Annotated in this window: 18 protein-coding genes; 8 read left to right on the top strand and 10 right to left on the bottom strand. The window is 39.1% G+C overall.

Features of this window, described 5'->3' with window-relative positions; all coding sequences use genetic code 11:
* The 3 genes from KSK37_RS01995 to recR all read right to left on the bottom strand — a co-directional run bounded on the left by KSK37_RS01995 (position 1) and on the right by recR (position 2,022).
* Entirely contained in the window at positions 1 to 555 is a 555-nt protein-coding gene (locus KSK37_RS01995) for an acyltransferase (protein WP_246566172.1), read from the bottom strand.
* Positions 552 to 1,340 (bottom strand): glycosyltransferase family 2 protein, encoded by a 789-nt coding sequence (locus KSK37_RS01990; protein ID WP_217199127.1) that lies wholly within the window; start codon positions 1,338 to 1,340, stop codon positions 552 to 554. Before KSK37_RS01990 ends, KSK37_RS01995 begins: the two co-directional genes overlap by 4 nt.
* Before the next feature lie 70 nt (positions 1,341 to 1,410).
* Positions 1,411 to 2,022, bottom strand: a complete 612-nt coding sequence (gene recR, locus KSK37_RS01985) for a recombination mediator RecR (protein WP_088358140.1) — start codon at positions 2,020 to 2,022, stop codon at positions 1,411 to 1,413.
* 74 nt (positions 2,023 to 2,096) lie between these two features.
* Here recR and KSK37_RS01980 point away from each other — a divergent pair, with 74 nt between their 5' ends.
* The 4 genes from KSK37_RS01980 to KSK37_RS01965 all read left to right on the top strand — a co-directional run bounded on the left by KSK37_RS01980 (position 2,097) and on the right by KSK37_RS01965 (position 5,453).
* Positions 2,097 to 2,702: an LURP-one-related family protein gene (locus KSK37_RS01980; RefSeq protein ID WP_088359388.1), complete on the top strand. Its 606-nt coding sequence runs from the start codon at positions 2,097 to 2,099 to the stop codon at positions 2,700 to 2,702.
* A gap of 89 nt (positions 2,703 to 2,791) precedes the next feature.
* A complete protein-coding gene (locus tag KSK37_RS01975) occupies positions 2,792 to 4,234 on the top strand; it encodes an aminoacyl-histidine dipeptidase (RefSeq protein ID WP_217199125.1) in 1,443 nt (480 codons plus the stop codon).
* 157 nt (positions 4,235 to 4,391) lie between these two features.
* A complete protein-coding gene (locus KSK37_RS01970; protein ID WP_217199123.1) occupies positions 4,392 to 4,943 on the top strand; it encodes a DUF4256 domain-containing protein in 552 nt (183 codons plus the stop codon).
* 135 nt (positions 4,944 to 5,078) lie between these two features.
* Entirely contained in the window at positions 5,079 to 5,453 is a 375-nt protein-coding gene (locus KSK37_RS01965) for a DUF805 domain-containing protein (protein ID WP_217199121.1), read from the top strand.
* Positions 5,454 to 5,523: 70 nt separating this feature from the next.
* Here the strand turns inward: KSK37_RS01965 and KSK37_RS01960 are convergent, their stop codons facing one another.
* Together KSK37_RS01960 and KSK37_RS01955 are read right to left on the bottom strand one after the other, a co-directional pair.
* Positions 5,524 to 5,856 carry a 2Fe-2S iron-sulfur cluster-binding protein gene (locus KSK37_RS01960; protein WP_217199119.1) on the bottom strand — a complete coding sequence of 111 codons (333 nt, stop codon included), beginning with the start codon at positions 5,854 to 5,856 and terminating at the stop codon, positions 5,524 to 5,526.
* Positions 5,857 to 5,868: 12 nt separating this feature from the next.
* Positions 5,869 to 6,921, bottom strand: coding sequence for an NAD(P)/FAD-dependent oxidoreductase (locus tag KSK37_RS01955; protein WP_088358143.1), 1,053 nt, complete (start codon positions 6,919 to 6,921; stop codon positions 5,869 to 5,871).
* Between the two features lie 143 nt (positions 6,922 to 7,064).
* Here KSK37_RS01955 and KSK37_RS01950 point away from each other — a divergent pair, with 143 nt between their 5' ends.
* A complete protein-coding gene (locus KSK37_RS01950; protein ID WP_217199117.1) occupies positions 7,065 to 7,829 on the top strand; it encodes a DUF3108 domain-containing protein in 765 nt (254 codons plus the stop codon).
* A gap of 110 nt (positions 7,830 to 7,939) precedes the next feature.
* The gene (locus tag KSK37_RS01945; protein WP_217199114.1) at positions 7,940 to 10,357 is read left to right on the top strand and encodes a DUF5916 domain-containing protein; all 2,418 of its coding nucleotides are present in this window, start codon (positions 7,940 to 7,942) and stop codon (positions 10,355 to 10,357) included.
* A 124-nt stretch (positions 10,358 to 10,481) separates the two neighbouring features.
* Here the strand turns inward: KSK37_RS01945 and pheS are convergent, their stop codons facing one another.
* The 3 genes from pheS to KSK37_RS01930 all read right to left on the bottom strand — a co-directional run bounded on the left by pheS (position 10,482) and on the right by KSK37_RS01930 (position 13,027).
* Entirely contained in the window at positions 10,482 to 11,492 is a 1,011-nt protein-coding gene (gene pheS / locus KSK37_RS01940; RefSeq protein ID WP_217199113.1) for a phenylalanine--tRNA ligase subunit alpha, read from the bottom strand.
* Between the two features lie 104 nt (positions 11,493 to 11,596).
* A complete protein-coding gene (rdgB, locus tag KSK37_RS01935; protein ID WP_217199112.1) occupies positions 11,597 to 12,172 on the bottom strand; it encodes an RdgB/HAM1 family non-canonical purine NTP pyrophosphatase in 576 nt (191 codons plus the stop codon).
* 21 nt (positions 12,173 to 12,193) lie between these two features.
* Positions 12,194 to 13,027, bottom strand: coding sequence for a CPBP family intramembrane glutamic endopeptidase (locus tag KSK37_RS01930; protein WP_217199111.1), 834 nt, complete (start codon positions 13,025 to 13,027; stop codon positions 12,194 to 12,196).
* Between the two features lie 118 nt (positions 13,028 to 13,145).
* On the opposite strand from KSK37_RS01930, the gene KSK37_RS01925 reads away from it, so the two are divergent.
* Entirely contained in the window at positions 13,146 to 14,744 is a 1,599-nt protein-coding gene (locus tag KSK37_RS01925) for a peptide chain release factor 3 (RefSeq protein WP_217199110.1), read from the top strand.
* 208 nt (positions 14,745 to 14,952) lie between these two features.
* The gene (locus KSK37_RS01920; RefSeq protein ID WP_217199109.1) at positions 14,953 to 16,104 is read left to right on the top strand and encodes a DUF4349 domain-containing protein; all 1,152 of its coding nucleotides are present in this window, start codon (positions 14,953 to 14,955) and stop codon (positions 16,102 to 16,104) included.
* An 87-nt stretch (positions 16,105 to 16,191) separates the two neighbouring features.
* On the opposite strand, the gene KSK37_RS01915 is transcribed toward KSK37_RS01920, so the two are convergent.
* A complete protein-coding gene (locus tag KSK37_RS01915) occupies positions 16,192 to 16,557 on the bottom strand; it encodes a hypothetical protein (RefSeq protein ID WP_217199108.1) in 366 nt (121 codons plus the stop codon).
* Between the two features lie 25 nt (positions 16,558 to 16,582).
* Positions 16,583 to 17,722 carry an acyl-CoA dehydrogenase family protein gene (locus tag KSK37_RS01910; RefSeq protein WP_217199106.1) on the bottom strand — a complete coding sequence of 380 codons (1,140 nt, stop codon included), beginning with the start codon at positions 17,720 to 17,722 and terminating at the stop codon, positions 16,583 to 16,585.
* Positions 17,723 to 17,766: the final 44 nt, after the last annotated feature.

Raw genomic sequence — 17,766 nt, 5'->3', positions numbered from 1 at the left:
TTACCCAATTGTTTTTTCCCAAATCTGGGTTTCCTGATTATACTTTTTTACAATTTTCGCCGGTGCTCCTGCAATAACAGAATAGTCGGGAAAAGTTCCTCTTACTACTGAATTTGCACCTACCACACACTGTTTTCCCAAGACGGTTCCCGCCATAATAGCTGCTCCCATTCCAATAAAGCAGTTTTCGCCAATATGAGTTTCTTTCACCGCTATCTTCTGCTTCACCACATGTTGGCCGATCGCTGTATAATCGTGATCAATATTAGTGATAAAAACATTCGCCAGAATAAGCGAACTTTTACCAATCTGTAGGTTTCCGGCCGAAGTAATATGAACATTTTGCGAAATCACGACATCATCTTGGATGTGTATTGTTCCCCCATTGTGAGTTTCCATTCGCAGATGAGGGAAAATCCTTACTTTTTTTCCGATAAATACGTTGCGGATACCTTTAAGGAATACCGGTTTGCCCAAATAGGAAGGCAACCCAAATTTCCCAAAAAACGGCGAATAACACAGCGCCCGTAATCCCCAAAATAATTTATCCATCATATTTTTGCTCGTAAAGGTCTCATCATATATTTCAACTTTGAAAATACAAAATATAAAATATATTCTGCAATATTAATTCTTTTAGTTTGACGCATTTCTTTAATATTTTTCTGAATGCCTTTTTCCATTTCAGCTAAATTGGCAGAAAGTCCTGATGCTCCGAAAGATCTTTTTCCTGCGCCAGCGATCACCAGTTTTTCCGGTAAAAGATACATTTGGTTATTTGCAGAGACTCTCATCCAGTAGTTAGCGTCTTCCGAATACCGCTGGTTTTCATCAAAATAGCCTGTATTTTCTAAAATTTTCCTTTTAAAAAGTGCCGTTGAAGTTTGTCCGGTAATTTTAATCAAAAGTTTTTTCAGCGTAATTTTCACCAGCTGTTTCGGATCTACGCGGTAAGGAAACAATACTTTTTCATCATTCCAAAGTGTAGTGATAAAATCAATATTCAGTTGAGGATCGGTGAGATATTTCATTTGTTTTTCCGTCTTTTCCGTCAGCCACTCATCATCGGAATCCAACAACGCAATATATTCACCTTGAGCCAGTTTGAGCGCTGCATTTCTCGCTCTGGAAACGCCGCCATTCTGCTGATGAATGATCCTGATATTCATTTCAGGATTTTTTTGCTTATAATTCTCTATGATTTCTCCGCTTCGGTCTGTAGAACCGTCATTCACCGCGATGATTTCAAAATCCCCTTTCCAGGTTTGGTTCTTAATGGAATCCAAAGATTTTTCTATGCTTTTTTCAGCATTAAAAACAGGAATAATTACAGAAATCACGGTTGAAAACTTTTTAAATTTTTATTAAAACAATTTATAAAAAGCTAAAATAGGGAATTTCAATTAAATTTTAATCCTTTTCGTTGTAAGGCAGCCTGTTTTGAATTGACCGGCCCAACGAAATTTCATCCGCATATTCCAGCTCATCACCCACTGAAATACCTCTGGCGATGGTAGAAAAACTCACGTTGAAATTTTTGAATTTTTTATAAATGTAATAAGCCGTGGTATCGCCTTCCATTGTAGCACTTAAAGCGAATATCAGTTCCTTTACCTCGCCGTTTTCCAGCTTTCTCTCAATCGAAGAAATATGAAGCTGATTGGGCCCGATTCCTTCCATAGGAGAAATTTTGCCTCCCAAAACCAGATATTTCCCGCGGAACTTTCCTGTATTTTCAATAGCCATCACATCACGGACATCCTCTACAATACAGAGAATTTCTCCGTTTCTTTTGGGATTGATACAGATTTCACAAATCTCCGAGTCTGAAAAATTATGACAGTCCTTACAGTATTTAATTTCGGTAACGAGTTTTTTTAAAGAATCTCCCAAGGCGATTGCCTGACTTTCCGGCTGTTTCAGAAGGTGCAAAGCCAATCTTAAAGCTGACTTTTTTCCAATACCGGGTAGCCCAGATATTTCTTCCACTGCTTTTGCCAATACTTTACTCGGATAATCCATTTCACAAAAATAAAATTTAATCCGCCAAGATGCAAGTTTCAGCCCTTTTATTATCTTTGGAAAAAATAGCTTTTATGGTTCTTCAAAACTTAAATTATCCCCTCGATTTTACATTCAAAATTACAACCCTCTCCAGCGATTTCAACATTACGGACAGGAACGGAAATTATGTTGCTTACGTGCGCCAGAAAATGTTTAAACTGAAAGAAGACGTTATTGTTTTTAATGACGAATCGCGGTCGAAAGAACTTTTCAGAATTCAGGCTAACCAATGGATTGATTTTAATGCCTCTTATTCCATGACTGATCTGGAAAGCGGAAAAAACTTCGGACGGCTTGCCAGACGAGGAATGCGGTCTATATGGAAATCACAATACGATATTGTAGATCAGAATGACCAGGTTAAATATCAAATTAATGAAGACAATGCATGGACGAAAATTCTTGACGGATTAGTAGGTGAAATTCCTGTCGTTGGGATGTTTACCGGATACTTTCTAAATCCTTCCTACACCGTAAAAGACAATGTGGGAAAAGAATATTTCAGGCTTAAAAAAATGCCGTCGCTCTTCGGCAGAAAATTCCAGCTCGACCGGCTGATCGACATCGATGATTCAGATGAATCTTTGGTTGTACTGAGTTTTCTGATGATGGTACTTCTGGAAAGAGCAAGAGGTTAACTCTTCGCTAATCTTATTTAATACAGAAAATACGCTTTCAGTTTTTGGAGGCGTATTTTTATTTGTAAATTTGGGTTAAATAAATGAAAATGGAAATAACACAACTCGAACCACAACTCATCTGGAAGAATTTCGCAGCGCTTAACGCTGTGCCCAGACCTTCCAAAAAAGAAGAAAAAGTAATTGAATTTATTAAAAATTTTGGCGAAAACCTCGGTTTGGAAACAAATGTGGATGAAGTAGGCAACGTGATCATCAAAAAACCCGCAACTTCGGGGATGGAAGACCGAAAATCCATCATCCTGCAGTCGCACCTTGATATGGTTCATCAAAAAAACAACGACATCAATTTCGATTTCGAAAACGAGGGAATACAGATGGAAGTTGACGGAGACTGGGTGAAAGCCAAAGGAACCACTCTGGGCGCCGATAACGGAATCGGAGTTGCTTCAATCATGTCGGTTCTGGAAAGTACTGACATTCCGCATCCCGCTTTGGAAGCGCTTTTTACTATTGATGAAGAAACCGGAATGACCGGAGCGATGGGTTTGAAACCCGGACAGCTGCACGGAGAGATTCTGCTGAATCTGGATACTGAAGAAGATGACGAGATCGATATCGGCTGCGCCGGGGGAATTGATGTAACCACAACCCAAACCTATCATCTGGAGGCAGCCAAAGGCCAACTCGTAAAAATTGAAGTAAAAGGTTTGCAGGGAGGACATTCGGGAATGGATATCCATAAAGGATTCGGGAACTCTAATATAATTCTGGGAAGGCTTTTGTATCCCGGAATTTCTGATCAGAATATTCAGCTGATTTCTATTGACGGAGGCGGTCTCAGAAATGCCATCCCAAGAGAAGCAAACGCAGTAGTATCGGTAAGAAATTCTGTAGAATTTATTGATAATCTTACTTCTCTGAAAAAAGAGATTCTTGAAGAATTTGCTGGCGTGGAAAAAGATTTACAGATTAATATCGAAAACTTTTCAAGTGCAGACCAGGCCATTTCTGAGGAAGACTCCAGAAAAATCATTTTAGCCTTAAAATCGGCTCATAACGGTGTTTACAGAATGAGTCCCGATGTTGCGGATTTGGTGGAATCTTCCAACAACGTGGCACGTGTAGAACTGAAAGAAGGGCAATTAAAAATATTAAATCTGTCCCGTTCTTCAGTAGAATCTACGAAATACGCGGTGGCTGAACAACTAAAATCGGTCTTCGAACTTGCCGGAATGAAAGTGGAATTCAGCGGATCCTATCCGGGCTGGAAACCGAAACCAGGTTCGGAAATCGTAAAACTGATGGAAAAAATCTACGAAAAAGATTTCGGTTCCAAACCTCATGTAGTGGCATGCCACGCCGGTTTGGAATGCGGTATCATCGGTGCCAATTATCCTCAAATGGAAATGGTGAGTTTCGGACCAACTATTCGCGGCGCACATTCACCCGAAGAAAAAGCCAATATTGCTTCCACCCAGAAATTCTGGGGATTTTTAAAAGAAATATTAAAAGAGATTCCGAAGAAGTAATTAAAATAATAAATGAAAATCCAAAACGCTTTCGCATTTTGGATTTTTTTTTAACTTAAAAGTACATACGAAAGAATTAATAAAAGAACATTTTCCTAAAGTGGATTTCTAAAATTTTAATTTCATATTTCCTAACTTTGGTTTTAAAATTAATCTTATGTCTTCCGAAACTACCACTCCTGCTGAAATGCTTTCTATTCTGGAAAACCGCTTTCAAAAACACACTCATCGCCATAAAAATTTAAAATGGACTGAAATTCAGCAAAAACTTGAAGCCAATCCACAAAAACTTGAAATCCTCATTAAAATGGAGAAAACCGGCGGCGAACCTGATGTGGTAGGTTTTGACAGAGATTCCGGTGAATATCTTTTTTTCGACTGTTCAAACGAAAGCCCAAAGGAACGAAGGAGTTTTTGTTACGACAAAGCTGCACTCGACAAGAGAAAGGAGAACAAACCTAAAAATAACGCGCTGGATGCAGCGTCCTCAATTGGAGTCGAGCTCCTGACAGAAGAGGATTACCGTTACCTGCAAAACCTTGGGGATTTCGATACGAAAACTTCCAGCTGGCTGCAGACTCCTGAAAACATCAGAAAACTCGGTGGAGCAATTTTTGGCGATTTCCGTTACGGAACGGTATTTATTTACCACAACGGAGCAGATTCTTATTATGCTGCGCGCGGATTTCGGGGAAAGCTGAAAGTTTAATGATACTCAACTTCAATATTGATCATTAGACTGTTTAAAGCTTACAAAATATAATTGAATTGAATAATTACATACAATTTTAGCTTAATGTTTATTAAATTAACTATATTTAACAAAATTTAAAAACAATAAACTATGAAATGGTATTTAAAAGTATTGAATCAGTATTTTGATTTCAGTGGAAGATCTAGAAGAACAGAATATTGGATGTATGTTCTTTTCAATTTAATTTTTGCAGCATGTGCAGCAGTCTTAGACAATATGCTCAATATGACTTTCGCTCCCGCAATTCCGTACGGCTTCATTTACCTGGTGTATGTTTTAGCTGTATTTATTCCGGGATTAGCAGTGAGTGTAAGAAGACTTCATGACCAAGACAAGAGCGGATGGTGGCTGCTTTTATGCTTAATTCCGTTTATTGGCGCTGTGTGGCTGATTATTCTGCACGCAACTGAAGGAACTCCAGGCAACAACAGATATGGAGCAAATCCTAAAATGGAATTGGCATAAAACCCTGATTAAAAAGAAAAAATCCCGAAATAATTTTCGAGATTTTTTTTATTTCTGCTTTTAAGAATTATTATGGATATGGTGCAATAGCAACCTCTAAACCGTCTATTTCTTCAGTGATATGAATCTGACATCCTAAGCGGGAATTATCCTGTACATAAAACGCCTCAGAAAGCATTGCATCTTCCTCATCGCCCATTGGGACCAGTTTTTCTGCGCCATCCACTACATAAACCTGACACGAAGCGCACATTGCCATTCCGCCGCACACACCGATGGTTCCGTCATCTGCCAACTCATAGGAGCGGATGACTTCCATTAAATTCATCGACATATCTGTAGGAGCCACTACTTCATGAGTATCGCCGTTCCGGTCGGTTATTTTTAAATTAATGTCCTGCATAATCAGTATTTCTTAATCGATTTTCTTTACAACAGCTTTTTCTGCTTCTTTGCGGCTTCCGTCGAAACCGTCCACTCCACTTACCGTAGTATATTTCAGGACAAACTTTTTGCCCGGATTCAGCATGTTGTATACACTCTGGCACATCAGCGTCGCTTCGTGAAAACCACACAAAATCAGCTTAAGTTTACCCGGATAAGTATTGATATCTCCAATCGCATAAACTCCAGGAATATTGGTTTGATAATCCAAAGCATTATTTACAACAATTGCATTTTTTTCGATATTCAGACCCCAGTTGCCAAGATCTCCCAATTTCGGAGTTAATCCGAAAAGAGGAATAAAGTAATCGGTTTCAAGATCTGAAATTTCTCCGTCCTTTTCTATAGTGATTGCCGAAACTTTGCCTTCTCCTTTAATTCCGATAACTTCGGCAGGAGTAATGAGATGAAGTTTTCCCTGATCTTTTAACGCCTGAACTTTTTCAACAGAATCCAGCGCTCCACGAAATTCGTTTCTACGGTGAATCAAAGTGACTTCACTGGCGATGTTGGAAAGGAAAATACTCCAGTCCAAAGCAGAATCTCCTCCACCTGCAATCACCACTTTCTTATTGCGGAAATGTTCCGGTTCTTTGATAAAATATTCAACACCTTTTTCTTCATAATCGGCGATGTTTTCTATAGTGGGTTTTCTGGGTTCGAAAGTTCCCAAACCTCCTGCAATTGCCACCGCTTTTGCATGATGAACCGTACCTTTATTGGTAATAACTTCAAAAGTGCCGTCTTCAAGTTTGGTTAAAGTCTGCGCAGTTTCACCCAGTGTAAATCCCGGCTGGAACTGTTTTATCTGCTCCATTAAATTATCCACCAGTTCCCCTGCATTAATCGAAGGAAACCCAGGAATATCGAAAATAGGTTTTTTAGGATATAATTCGGTTAACTGGCCTCCCGGTTGTGGAAGTGCATCAATTAAATGACATTTCAGCTTCAGCAAACCTGCTTCAAAAACAGCGAAAAGCCCTGTTGGTCCTGCTCCTATTATCAATATATCGCTTGTAATCATGGATGATTTTTTAAAAAAATTAATTTTGCAAATTTAAGAAAAATAAAAGAACGGCGGGTTGCATACCAATGACAATTATCATTTTAAATTTCAATAAAATCAATGTTTTATATTTGTGGCAAATTTTTTGCAAAACTAAGTCTATGAAAAAGTTTTTTAGTGTTTTGGGTATTCTTTTTTTTGCCCTGGGATTTTCCCAAAAGTTCGATAATATTCAGTCCGGTGAAGTTTTAAATTACAGAATTCATTACGGAATTCTGAATGCTGGAACAGCCACCTTAACCACCCTCAAAACCACCTACAAAGGCCAGCCTCACTTTTATGTAAAAGGATATGGAAGAACAACGGGTGCAGTGCGCGCATTTTTCAAAGTGGAAGACCATTACGAAAGTTTCATTAATTACAATACAGGTTTACCGAGTTTCTATGTAAGAAATGTTCAGGAAGGGGGCTATACGCAGCATTTCGAAACGGTTTTCAACCACAGTAACCAAACCCTGGTTTTAACCGATAAGGAGAAAAACACATCAACCGTTGAAAAATCGGTGAAGGGCGTGCAGGACATGCTTTCTGCTTTCTATTATCTTAGAAGTCTGGACTCCAGCGAACTTAAAATAGGAAGTGTAAAGAAACTCAACGTATGGATTGATGACGAACTGTTCCCTTTTCAGCTGAAAGTAGTGGGAACGGAAAATGTAAAAACCAAGTTCGGAACAGTAAACTGTCTGAGAATAGTACCGCAGGTGATTAGCGGAAGAGTCTTTAAGGATAAAGAAGGGGTAACGCTTTGGGTAAGTAACGACAGAAATTACGTTCCTGTAGCCATTAAAGCAGAACTTGCCGTGGGATCTCTGAAAGCAAGTCTTGATTCCTACAGAAATGTGAAGTACCCGCTAAGTTTTTTTTAAAATTAAATTTAAACCTGATTATACTCAAAACCGGCTCCGTCCGGTTTTTTTTGTTTTATATGTAACAAATAGTGTCTTTTTGTTGTCTTATTCTCAAGAAATAAAACTCCATGAAAACCCGCCTGTACTTTCTTGCCTTTACCGCTGTCTTCAGCATGTGTTTTTCCCAGAAAAGCGAAAACGACAGTATTTCCCGAAAAAAGATAACTGCTGTTAAAGTAGCCACTCCGCCGAAAATCGACGGAATACTGGATGAAGAAATGTGGCAGAATGCTCCCATAGCCAGTAATTTTATCGAGCGCCGACCCAATAATGGAAAGCCAATTGAGGAAAATTTCAGATCGGAAGTAAAAATACTTTATGATGATACCGGCGTTTATTTCGGCGCCACGCTCTACGATAACGAACCCGGAAAAATTGCGCGCGAACTTACAGAAAGAGACAATCTTGAAAATGATGACATCTTCGGAGTGACTTTAAACGGTTACAATGATCACCAGCAGAGTTTAGAGTTTCTTCTTACCCCTGAAGGCGTTCAGGCAGATGCGAAATTAACCAACGATTTCGGAGAGGATTTCAGCTGGAATGCCGTTTGGTTTTCCGCAGTGAAAATTACAGAAACCGGATGGACGGTTGAAATGAAAATTCCTTATTCGGAGCTGCGGTTTCCAAAAAATGATGTGCAGGAATGGGGAATAAATTTTCTGCGCCTGATTAAAAGAACCAACGCTATCTACGACTGGAATTTTGTTGACAATAAGAAAGGAAGTTATATGCTTTACGACGGTGTTTTGCACGGTGTTGAAAAAATAAATCCTCCTACCCGCCTTTCCTTCCTGCCTTATATGTCCACCTATGTCAATAAATTTAACGGAAAAACCACCGCCAATATCAATGGCGGAATGGATGTAAAATACGGCATCAACGATGCTTTCACCTTAGACTTAACGCTGATTCCTGATTTTGGGCAGACTTCTTTCGATAAATCGGTCTTGAATTTATCACCTTTCGAAGTGCAGTTTCAGGAGCAAAGGCCGTTCTTCACGGAAGGAACTGAGCTTTTCAGTAAAGGAAACCTCTTCTATTCGCGAAGGATCGGCGGAAGTCCGTCCCATCAGCCAACACTGAACGAGGATGAAGAATTTATTGAAAATCCTGACAAAGTAAAACTCTTCAATGCAGTGAAAATCTCAGGAAGAACCAACAAAGGTCTCGGGATTGGTTTTTTTAACGCCGTGACTGAAAAGATGAATGCTGAAATTCAAAACATCAACACCGGCGAAATTAGAGAAGAAGTTACCGAACCCTGGTCAAATTACAACGTTCTGGTTCTTGATCAGCGGTTCAGAGGAAACTCGTCGGTATCTTTAGTTAATACCAACGTGACAAGAGACGGCAGCTTTCGTGATGCTAATGTAACGGCTCTGCTTTTCGACATCAGAAACAAGGAAAATACATACCAGTATTTCGGCGGAACAAAAGAAAGTTTTGTGATGGATGGCGGCACCAAACACGGAAACGAAACATCCGGAGGTTTCAATAAAGTTTCCGGTGCAAACCGTTTTGGCGCAAATTATTTCATGAGAACAAAAGATTATGACATCGGAGATCTGGGTTATTATGACCGAACCAATTTTCAGTCTTTTCAGGGAATCTATTCTTACCGTTATCTTCAGCCGAAGGGAAATCTGAATAATCTGAGCTACAGACTGGAAGTAACACACCGGAGAAGGCTTGATAATGATCTTTTCAATCAGTTCATTATTCACAACAGTTTCGACACCACGAAAAAAAACTTTTTTGGTCTTGGCGGCGGACTGATGATTTGGCCTTTCGGGGAAAACGACATTTATGAACCGCGGCAAAACGGCAGATATTTGAAAGTTCCGGCGATGATCAACCCGTGGGTTTATATCAATACCGACAGCCGCAAGAATTTCCGCCTGAATACTTTTGTTGATTATTATGCTTTTGACCAAAAAGGCAGATATCAATTGATTTATGACATCAGTCCAAGCTATAAATTTTCCGATAAGCTGCGTTTGTTTTATAATGCAAATATTAATTATATCAATAATGATCAGGGTTTTGTAGGAAAAAATGACACCGATATTTTCATCGGGACAAGAAACCGCTTCACCATCGAAAACGGGATATCCTCACAATATACTTTCAACAATAAAATGGCGGTAAATCTTGCCTTCAGACATTATTTATCTGAAGTGACCTATAAAAGCTTCCACACCTTAAATGCGGACGGAAGTGTTACTGATACCGATCAGTTTACCCAAAACCGAAACGGAACTTTCAATTCCTGGAATGTAGATTTGAGGTATTCGTGGTGGTTTGCGCCTGGAAGTCAGCTAACTTTACTGTACAGAAATGCAGTGGGAAATTATTTAAACGAATCTAAAATCGGTCTTAATCAAAATTTCAAAAGGCTTTTCGAGGAACCTATGGTGAATAATATTTCTTTGAAACTTTCTTATTATATCGATTACAACCAGGCGAAACACTGGTTTAAGTAAAATTCGCTTTGCAGCAAAAAAAGTGAATTCTAGTATTACTTTAAAACAAAAACTTCCGGAATTACCCGGAAGTTTTTGTTTTATTAATATTTGAAATTAAATCAACCCAGAAATGTCTGCTTAATTATAAACTTTTGAACTGCTCCAGCATTCTTTTATCGTTTTCAAAGAACATCCTGATGTCGCTCATTTGATACAATAACATCACAATTCGCTCGATTCCCATTCCAAAAGCGTACCCGGAATATTTATCAGCATCAATGTTTACGTTCTGTAAAACCGCAGGATCTACCATTCCGCAGCCCATAATTTCGAGCCAGCCGGTTCCTTTGGTAATTCTGTAATCGGTTTCAGAATTCAAACCCCAGTAAACATCCACTTCTGCACTCGGCTCAGTGAACGGGAAATAAGAAGGTCTCATTCTGATTTTAGATTTTCCGAAAAGTTCAGTGGTAAAAAACTGAATGGTCTGTTTTAAATCTGCAAAACTTACATTTTCGTCGATATACAAGCCTTCGATCTGATGGAAAATACAGTGCGAACGGGAAGAAATCGCTTCGTTTCTGAAAACACGTCCCGGTGATAAAATTCTCATCGGCGGCTGATTTTCCTCCATGTAACGTATTTGCACGGAAGAAGTGTGAGTTCTTAAAAGAATATCCGGATTGGTTTCGATGAAAAAAGTATCCTGCATATCTCTCGCTGGGTGATATTCCGGCAGATTTAATGCGGTAAAGTTATGCCAGTCGTCTTCAATTTCCGGTCCGTCTGCAACAGCAAAACCGATCGACTTGAAGATTTCAATAATTTTATTTTTCACCAGATTAATCGGATGACGGGTCCCAAGTTCTGAAGAAAAACCGGGCTTCGTTAAATCGTCTTTTTCGAGGATAAGGTTAGAAGAGGAAGCATTTTTCAGATCATCAAGTTTTGCTTCAACAGCCTGTTTCAGGGTGTTGATCTTTTGGCCGAATTCTTTTTTCTGTTCGTTGGGCACATCCTTGAATTTAGCAAAAATATCGTTGAGTATTCCCTTTTTACCGCTGTACTTAATCCGAAACTGCTCAATTTCATCTTTATTCGCTGTGCTGAAATTGCCAACCTCAACCAATAATTCATCAATCTTTTCTAACATCTTTTTTCTTTAGTGAGGTGCAAAAATACAATTTTTAACTGAAAATTTAAGGGTGATTTCACGCTTAAATTCTACTGTATTTAATTTTTACTCAGAAATACTAATCAGACCTTCAGAAAATTAAGGAATTTTTCAATGGCTTCTTTCCGGTGACTGATGGCGTTTTTATCCTCCGCTTTCATTTCAGCAAAAGTGATTGAGTAATCCTCCGGAATAAAAATCGGGTCGTAACCGAAGCCTTTTTCACCACGGATTTCGCGTGTTAAATTCCCATAAACCCGGCCTTCAAAATACCTCTCCCCGCTTTCATCTACCAGACACATTACCGTAACAAAATAAGCTTTCCGGTTTTCCTCATTTTTCATTTCTTCCAATACCTTTGCCATGTTTTTAGCAAAATCATGGTTTCCGGCGTACCGTGCGGAATAAATCCCCGGTCTTCCGTCCAGCGCTTCCACAACCAATCCGGAATCGTCTCCCAAACTTGGCTTTCCGGTTTTTTCAAAACAGTATTTAGCCTTAATTAATGCGTTTTCGTGAAAAGTAGTTCCGTCTTCTACAATTTCCTCGTGAAGATCATAATCCGTTAAAGAGGTCACTTTAAAATTTTCTCCCAAAATCTGCTGAATTTCTTCTTTTTTATGCTGGTTATGGGTAGCGATGAGAATTTCTCTGGTCATATAGGTGGCAAATGAATTAATTTAATTTTCAGAATAATGAACCCTGTATTTTTTCATGAACAGGTAATAAAATAAGGACAAGAGGATGATTCCGCATCCTAAAACGTACCATTCGGAGACTTTGAAGGTTTCGGCAAAACTTTCAGTATTTCCGTAAAATATTAATAGAGAAGAACAGAGATTATTAAAAGCATGCAACAGCATCGGAAGAAGCATCGATTTTGTTTTGTAATACACCAAGCCCAAAACACAGCCAAGCATCACCGCACCCACCAATTGCCACGGATTGCCGTGAACAAGCCCAAAGATCAGTGAAGAAACCAAAATCGCCGAAAATGGTTTCATGCCTTTATTAATTAGTCCTTTCTGGATAATTCCACGGAAAACAATCTCTTCGAAAACTGGTGCCATGATGACAGCAAGCACGACCATGGTAGCTTTATCATTCGTCATCTGAGCCATTAATCTGGTAAAAAACTCATAATACTTCCCGAAAAACGGTCCGGTAACGGGAATCTGTCCTGTAATAAATTCAGCAATAAACATCATTCCCAGCATCATTGGAAAAATTAAAATGTAAGTACCAATATTCGTTGGAGAAAGATTGAAATGAAGCGCTCTTCCGGTTTGGGGACGCGCAATAAAATAATCAAAGGCGAAAATCGCTCCCAAAAAACCCGCTGCATTTACAATCATTAAATAAAAATCTCTGTACTGCAGATTCTCATTGAAAACAAACATAGAAAATACGTTGATAACAGATATTGCTGCAGTTCCTACAATCATCCCTCCAATAAGCGCAAATGCTCCTTTCCAGTCGAAAATATATTTTTTCCGCGGATTGCTTTCTTCCATTTAGATTTAGTTTCAACAAATATAAATTAAAAAGATAAAAAAGCGAATCTAAGCTTACCAAAAACTTCTTTTTCATTTTCCATAAAAAAACACGATTTTTGCAGATTCAAATTTAATTATGTCAGAACTCATCAAAGAAATAGAAAGAAGAAAAACCTTCGGAATTATCTCGCATCCCGATGCCGGAAAAACCACCTTAACTGAAAAACTGCTTCTTTTCGGAGGTGCAATTCAGGAGGCCGGTGCGGTAAAATCGAACAAAATTAAAAAAGGAGCAACCTCCGATTTTATGGAAATCGAAAGACAGAGAGGGATTTCTGTCGCGACTTCCGTTCTGGCATTTGAATACAGAGACCATAAAATAAATATTTTAGATACGCCCGGTCACAAAGATTTCGCGGAAGATACTTACCGGACTTTAACAGCAGTAGATTCTGTAATTGTGGTTATCGACGTGGCAAAAGGAGTTGAGGAACAGACTGAAAAGCTCGTTAAGGTCTGCAGAATGAGGAATATTCCAATGTTGGTTTTCATCAATAAATTAGACCGGGAAGGTAAAGATGCTTTCGATTTGTTGGATGAAGTAGAACAGAAATTAGGTTTAACCGTATGTCCGCTTTCTTTACCGATTGGGATGGGATCTGATTTCCAGGGAATTTATAATATTTGGGAAAACAATATTCAGCTGTTTCTGGAAGAGAAAAAGCAGAAAGTTGGCGAAGCGATCAAATTTGACGATATCAGTGATACGAAAATAGATGAAGTGATCGGTGAAAAAGCCGCGGCCAATTTAAGAGAAGAACTCGAACTTGTGCAGTCAGTTTATCCTGAATTTAACGGTGAAGATTATATGAACGGTGATCTGCAGCCTGTGTTCTTCGGTTCTGCCCTGAATAATTTCGGAGTTCGGGAATTACTGGATGCTTTTATTGATATCGCTCCGAAACCGCAGCCAAAAGAGTCCGAAACCCGGGTTGTAAAACCTGAGGAAAAAGATTTTACCGGATTTGTCTTTAAAATCCACGCAAATATGGATCCTAAACACCGCGACAGACTGGCGTTTGTGAAAATTGTTTCGGGAACATTCAAAAGAAATGAAAATTACCTGCTGGTAAGAGACAACAAAAAAATGAAGTTTTCTTCACCCAACGCTTTCTTCGCAGACAAAAAAGAAGTGGTCGATGAAAGTTTCCCCGGCGATATTGTAGGACTTCACGACACGGGAAATTTCAGAATCGGTGATACACTCACTGCCGGAGAAAAAATTAATTTCAAAGGAATCCCAAGTTTTTCACCGGAACATTTCAGATATATCAACAATGAGGATCCTTTGAAAGCGAAACAGCTCGCAAAAGGAATCGATCAGCTGATGGACGAAGGCGTAGCACAGCTGTTCACGATGGATATGAACAACCGAAAAATCATCGGTACCGTCGGGGCTTTACAGTACGAAGTCATCCAGTACCGTTTGGAACACGAATACGGCGCAAAATGTAATTACGAGCCGCTTTCCATTCATAAAGCATGCTGGATTGAAGCGGATGAAAAATCAGAAGAATTCAAGGAGTTTGCACGACTGAAACAGCGTTTCATGGCAAAAGACAAATACGGACAGCCCGTTTTCCTTGCAGATTCGTCATTTACGATTCATATGACCCAGGAGAAATTCCCGAATGTGAAACTGCATTTCATCAGTGAATTCAGAAATCCACAGTAAAATAATAATCAAAATCTTCAGTTCTGCCGGAGATTTTTTTTGTGCAGAGGTAAACGGCGGTTTATTTACCTGGAGAATTTAATTCTGCTTTTGTAAAGCGGTTGTAAATTGATTTGCAAAAGACTCATCTGCAGTTATTTAAATGTTTTCAGTGTTTTTAGGGAATACTATTTGATTCTGTTTCACTGTTTTAAATTCAAAATCAATCATGAAGAAAATACTTCTTTCATTTTTTATTACAGGTGCTTTAATTTCCTGTGATAAAAATTCAATTCAACAGACAACGGATAACATCAAACATGCCGATAGCCTGTTTACCAAAGCCAATAACGGCATCAAAACCCTGGATTCCATATCCAAAACCATTACAGATTCCGACGGGATCGCAAAAAAAGTGATCATTCCCGAAATCCAAAAGCAGAAAAAATCGATCGACAGCACGATAAAATCAGGCAGCTGGAGAATCGATTCCATCAACAAACAGATTGAGAAAATCACGAAAAATGTAGTGGTAGGAACCGAAGTAGTAAAAACACTTGATTCTGCAAACCAGTCTTTAAAAAACGGTGAAAGCACCATTAAAGTCCTTACAAGAACAGCCGATAAAATCCTGAAGCAGACTAAAAAACAGAATCCTGCGTCAGAAAATTCAGCGGCTAAAACTCCTTCAACACAGCCAGATCAAAACAATTCGGTTACCGTTCCGCCAATTGCGGACAAGGATCCACTGGTAAAAACAGCCAAACTGGAAATTCAGGTGGAAGACCTTAATAATGCTAAAGCTGTCTTAAGACAAAAAATAAGGGAAAACAATGCTGATTTGGTCACCGAAAACTTCAATCAGAATGAAGGTATTCAGCGCGAATATATTACTGCAAAAATCCCGCTTCAGCATTTCGACAATCTGGTTGAAAACCTTTCCACACAACTGGGTGACGTGAAATCGAAAAGTACGGCTTCTGAAGGGAAAGATTATATAGGCTCACAAATGTGCGACGTTGAAATTACTTTGATTCAGAATGAGAATATTGCAGGCACTTCTCTCGAAAACACCAAAAAAGAAGAAGATAACAACAACTTCAGCAGCGCTTTTATGAAAGGATTTAAAGTATTGGGCGACGGCGTTCTGTTATTGCTTCCATTTTGGCCCATATTCCTGATCGCAGGCGGAATCTGGTACTTTGTGAGCAAAAACAGAAAGAAAAAAATGCAGACAGAATTTGAAAGAGAACAGCTCAATACTCAACAGACTGCTGCCCATTATCCCACTCAGAACCAAACATCCACGGATCCTGTTCCGGAAGAGAAACCCACCGAAACTACGGATACAGACTATTCGAAGTATCTTCCGAAAAATTAGAATGTTTTATTTTAATTTTCAGGTCCAAAAGAGAAACATTTAAGATTCAATAAATCAAAAAAGCCTTCCGGATTGGAAGGCTTTTCATTATTTCATATTCACTATTCTGTCGACTACATAAGTGGTATTTCCGCGCCACGGAATGACACCGTGATATTCTTTATAATGCAGATCAAAGGTTTTTCCGTTATTGATTTCAAACTGTTTGAAAATCTCTTCGTTTTCAATAGAAAATTCGAATTCATAACTTGTCAAACTGCCGGTTTTCGGATTCGCTCCAAAACCCTGCTGTATCAGTTTGCCTTCGTAGGTTTTGAAGACATTGCCTTTTTTCACCGCATAATTTAGAATTCCCGATTTTACTCCTTCACCGAAAACAAAATAATATTTGTAGTAAACAGTTCCGGATAAAAGCAGCAGAACTGCTGCAAGGGTGATCCACATATATTTCATGCCGAACGTTTTAGTGATTTAAATGTTACTTCGCGATACTTCTTGAAATCACGATTTTCTGAATCTCAGAAGTTCCTTCATAGATCTGGGTGATTTTTGCATCACGCATCATTCTTTCCACGTGGTATTCTTTTACGTACCCATATCCGCCGTGGATCTGAACAGCTTCAACGGAAGTATCCATCGCTACCTGAGAAGCGTATAACTTGGCCATTGCGCCAATTTCTGAGATATCTTTTCCCTGATCTTTTTCTGTTGCTGCTTTGTAACACAACATTCTTGCCGCCATAATGGAGGTTGCCATGTCGGCTAATTTGAAGGCAATCGCTTGGTGATTGATGATTTCGGTTTTAAAAGCTTTTCTTGTTTTGGCATATTTCAGCGCCAGTTCGTAAGCACCGGAAGCAATTCCTAACGCTTGGGAAGCAATCCCTATTCTACCGCCGTTCAATACTGCCATTGCGAAATTAAATCCGAATCCGTCTTCACCGATTCTGTTTTCTTTCGGTACTTTTACATCAGTGAATAACAAAGAATGGGTATCACTTCCGCGGATCCCCAGCTTATCTTCTTTCGGCCCGATTTCGAAACCTGCCCATCCTTTTTCTACGATGAAAGCATTAATTCCCTTATGTTTTTTCTCCGGATCGGTTTGTGCGATAACGATGTAATAGGTTGCGTTACCACCGTTCGTAATCCAGTTTTTAGTACCGTTAAGGAGGTAATGATCGCCCATATCTACAGCTGTGGTCTTCTGGGAAGTAGCATCAGAACCTGCTTCAGGCTCAGAAAGAGCAAAAGCACCAATTACTTCTCCGCTTGCCAAAGGCTTCAGATACTTCATTTTCTGTTCCTCGTTGCAGAATTTTTCAAGTCCTGCGCATACCAAAGAATTGTTTACTGACATCACAACCGCAGCTGAAGCATCTATTTTTGCTATTTCTTCCATGGCTAAAACGTAAGAAACGCTATCCATGCCGGCGCCGCCGTATTTTGGATCCACCATCATTCCCAGGAAACCCAGTTCTCCCATTTTCTTCACCTGTTCGTGAGGAAACTTCTGTGCATTGTCTCTTTCTATAACGCCGGGCAAAAGTTCTGTTTGTGCAAAATCTCTTGCTGCCTGCTGAATCATCAACTGTTCTTCAGATAAATTAAAGTCCATAAAAGTATATAATTGTTTGCCCGTAAATCTACAATTTTTCTAAA

It is taken from the genome of Kaistella soli, assembly GCF_019038595.1.
Taxonomy (GTDB): Bacteria; Bacteroidota; Bacteroidia; order Flavobacteriales; family Weeksellaceae; genus Kaistella; species Kaistella soli.
This window is presented reverse-complemented; position numbering and strand designations above follow the sequence as displayed.

Excerpts from the sequence above, each read along its gene's own strand:
- KSK37_RS01965 (WP_217199121.1), top strand. The coding sequence starts at position 5,079 with ATGAAATGGTATTTAAAAGTATTGAATCAGTATTTTGATTTCAGTGGA.
- KSK37_RS01995 (WP_246566172.1), bottom strand. The coding sequence starts at position 555 with ATGATGGATAAATTATTTTGGGGATTACGGGCGCTGTGTTATTCGCCG.
- KSK37_RS01960 (WP_217199119.1), bottom strand. The coding sequence starts at position 5,856 with ATGCAGGACATTAATTTAAAAATAACCGACCGGAACGGCGATACTCAT.
- KSK37_RS01955 (WP_088358143.1), bottom strand. The coding sequence starts at position 6,921 with ATGATTACAAGCGATATATTGATAATAGGAGCAGGACCAACAGGGCTT.
- pheS (WP_217199113.1), bottom strand. The coding sequence starts at position 11,492 with ATGTTAGAAAAGATTGATGAATTATTGGTTGAGGTTGGCAATTTCAGC.
- KSK37_RS01930 (WP_217199111.1), bottom strand. The coding sequence starts at position 13,027 with ATGGAAGAAAGCAATCCGCGGAAAAAATATATTTTCGACTGGAAAGGA.
- KSK37_RS01975 (WP_217199125.1), top strand. The coding sequence starts at position 2,792 with ATGGAAATAACACAACTCGAACCACAACTCATCTGGAAGAATTTCGCA.
- rdgB (WP_217199112.1), bottom strand. The coding sequence starts at position 12,172 with ATGACCAGAGAAATTCTCATCGCTACCCATAACCAGCATAAAAAAGAA.
- KSK37_RS01910 (WP_217199106.1), bottom strand. The coding sequence starts at position 17,722 with ATGGACTTTAATTTATCTGAAGAACAGTTGATGATTCAGCAGGCAGCA.
- KSK37_RS01920 (WP_217199109.1), top strand. The coding sequence starts at position 14,953 with ATGAAGAAAATACTTCTTTCATTTTTTATTACAGGTGCTTTAATTTCC.
- KSK37_RS01945 (WP_217199114.1), top strand. The coding sequence starts at position 7,940 with ATGAAAACCCGCCTGTACTTTCTTGCCTTTACCGCTGTCTTCAGCATG.
- KSK37_RS01970 (WP_217199123.1), top strand. The coding sequence starts at position 4,392 with ATGTCTTCCGAAACTACCACTCCTGCTGAAATGCTTTCTATTCTGGAA.
- KSK37_RS01980 (WP_088359388.1), top strand. The coding sequence starts at position 2,097 with ATGGTTCTTCAAAACTTAAATTATCCCCTCGATTTTACATTCAAAATT.
- recR (WP_088358140.1), bottom strand. The coding sequence starts at position 2,022 with ATGGATTATCCGAGTAAAGTATTGGCAAAAGCAGTGGAAGAAATATCT.
- KSK37_RS01950 (WP_217199117.1), top strand. The coding sequence starts at position 7,065 with ATGAAAAAGTTTTTTAGTGTTTTGGGTATTCTTTTTTTTGCCCTGGGA.
- KSK37_RS01915 (WP_217199108.1), bottom strand. The coding sequence starts at position 16,557 with ATGAAATATATGTGGATCACCCTTGCAGCAGTTCTGCTGCTTTTATCC.
- KSK37_RS01925 (WP_217199110.1), top strand. The coding sequence starts at position 13,146 with ATGTCAGAACTCATCAAAGAAATAGAAAGAAGAAAAACCTTCGGAATT.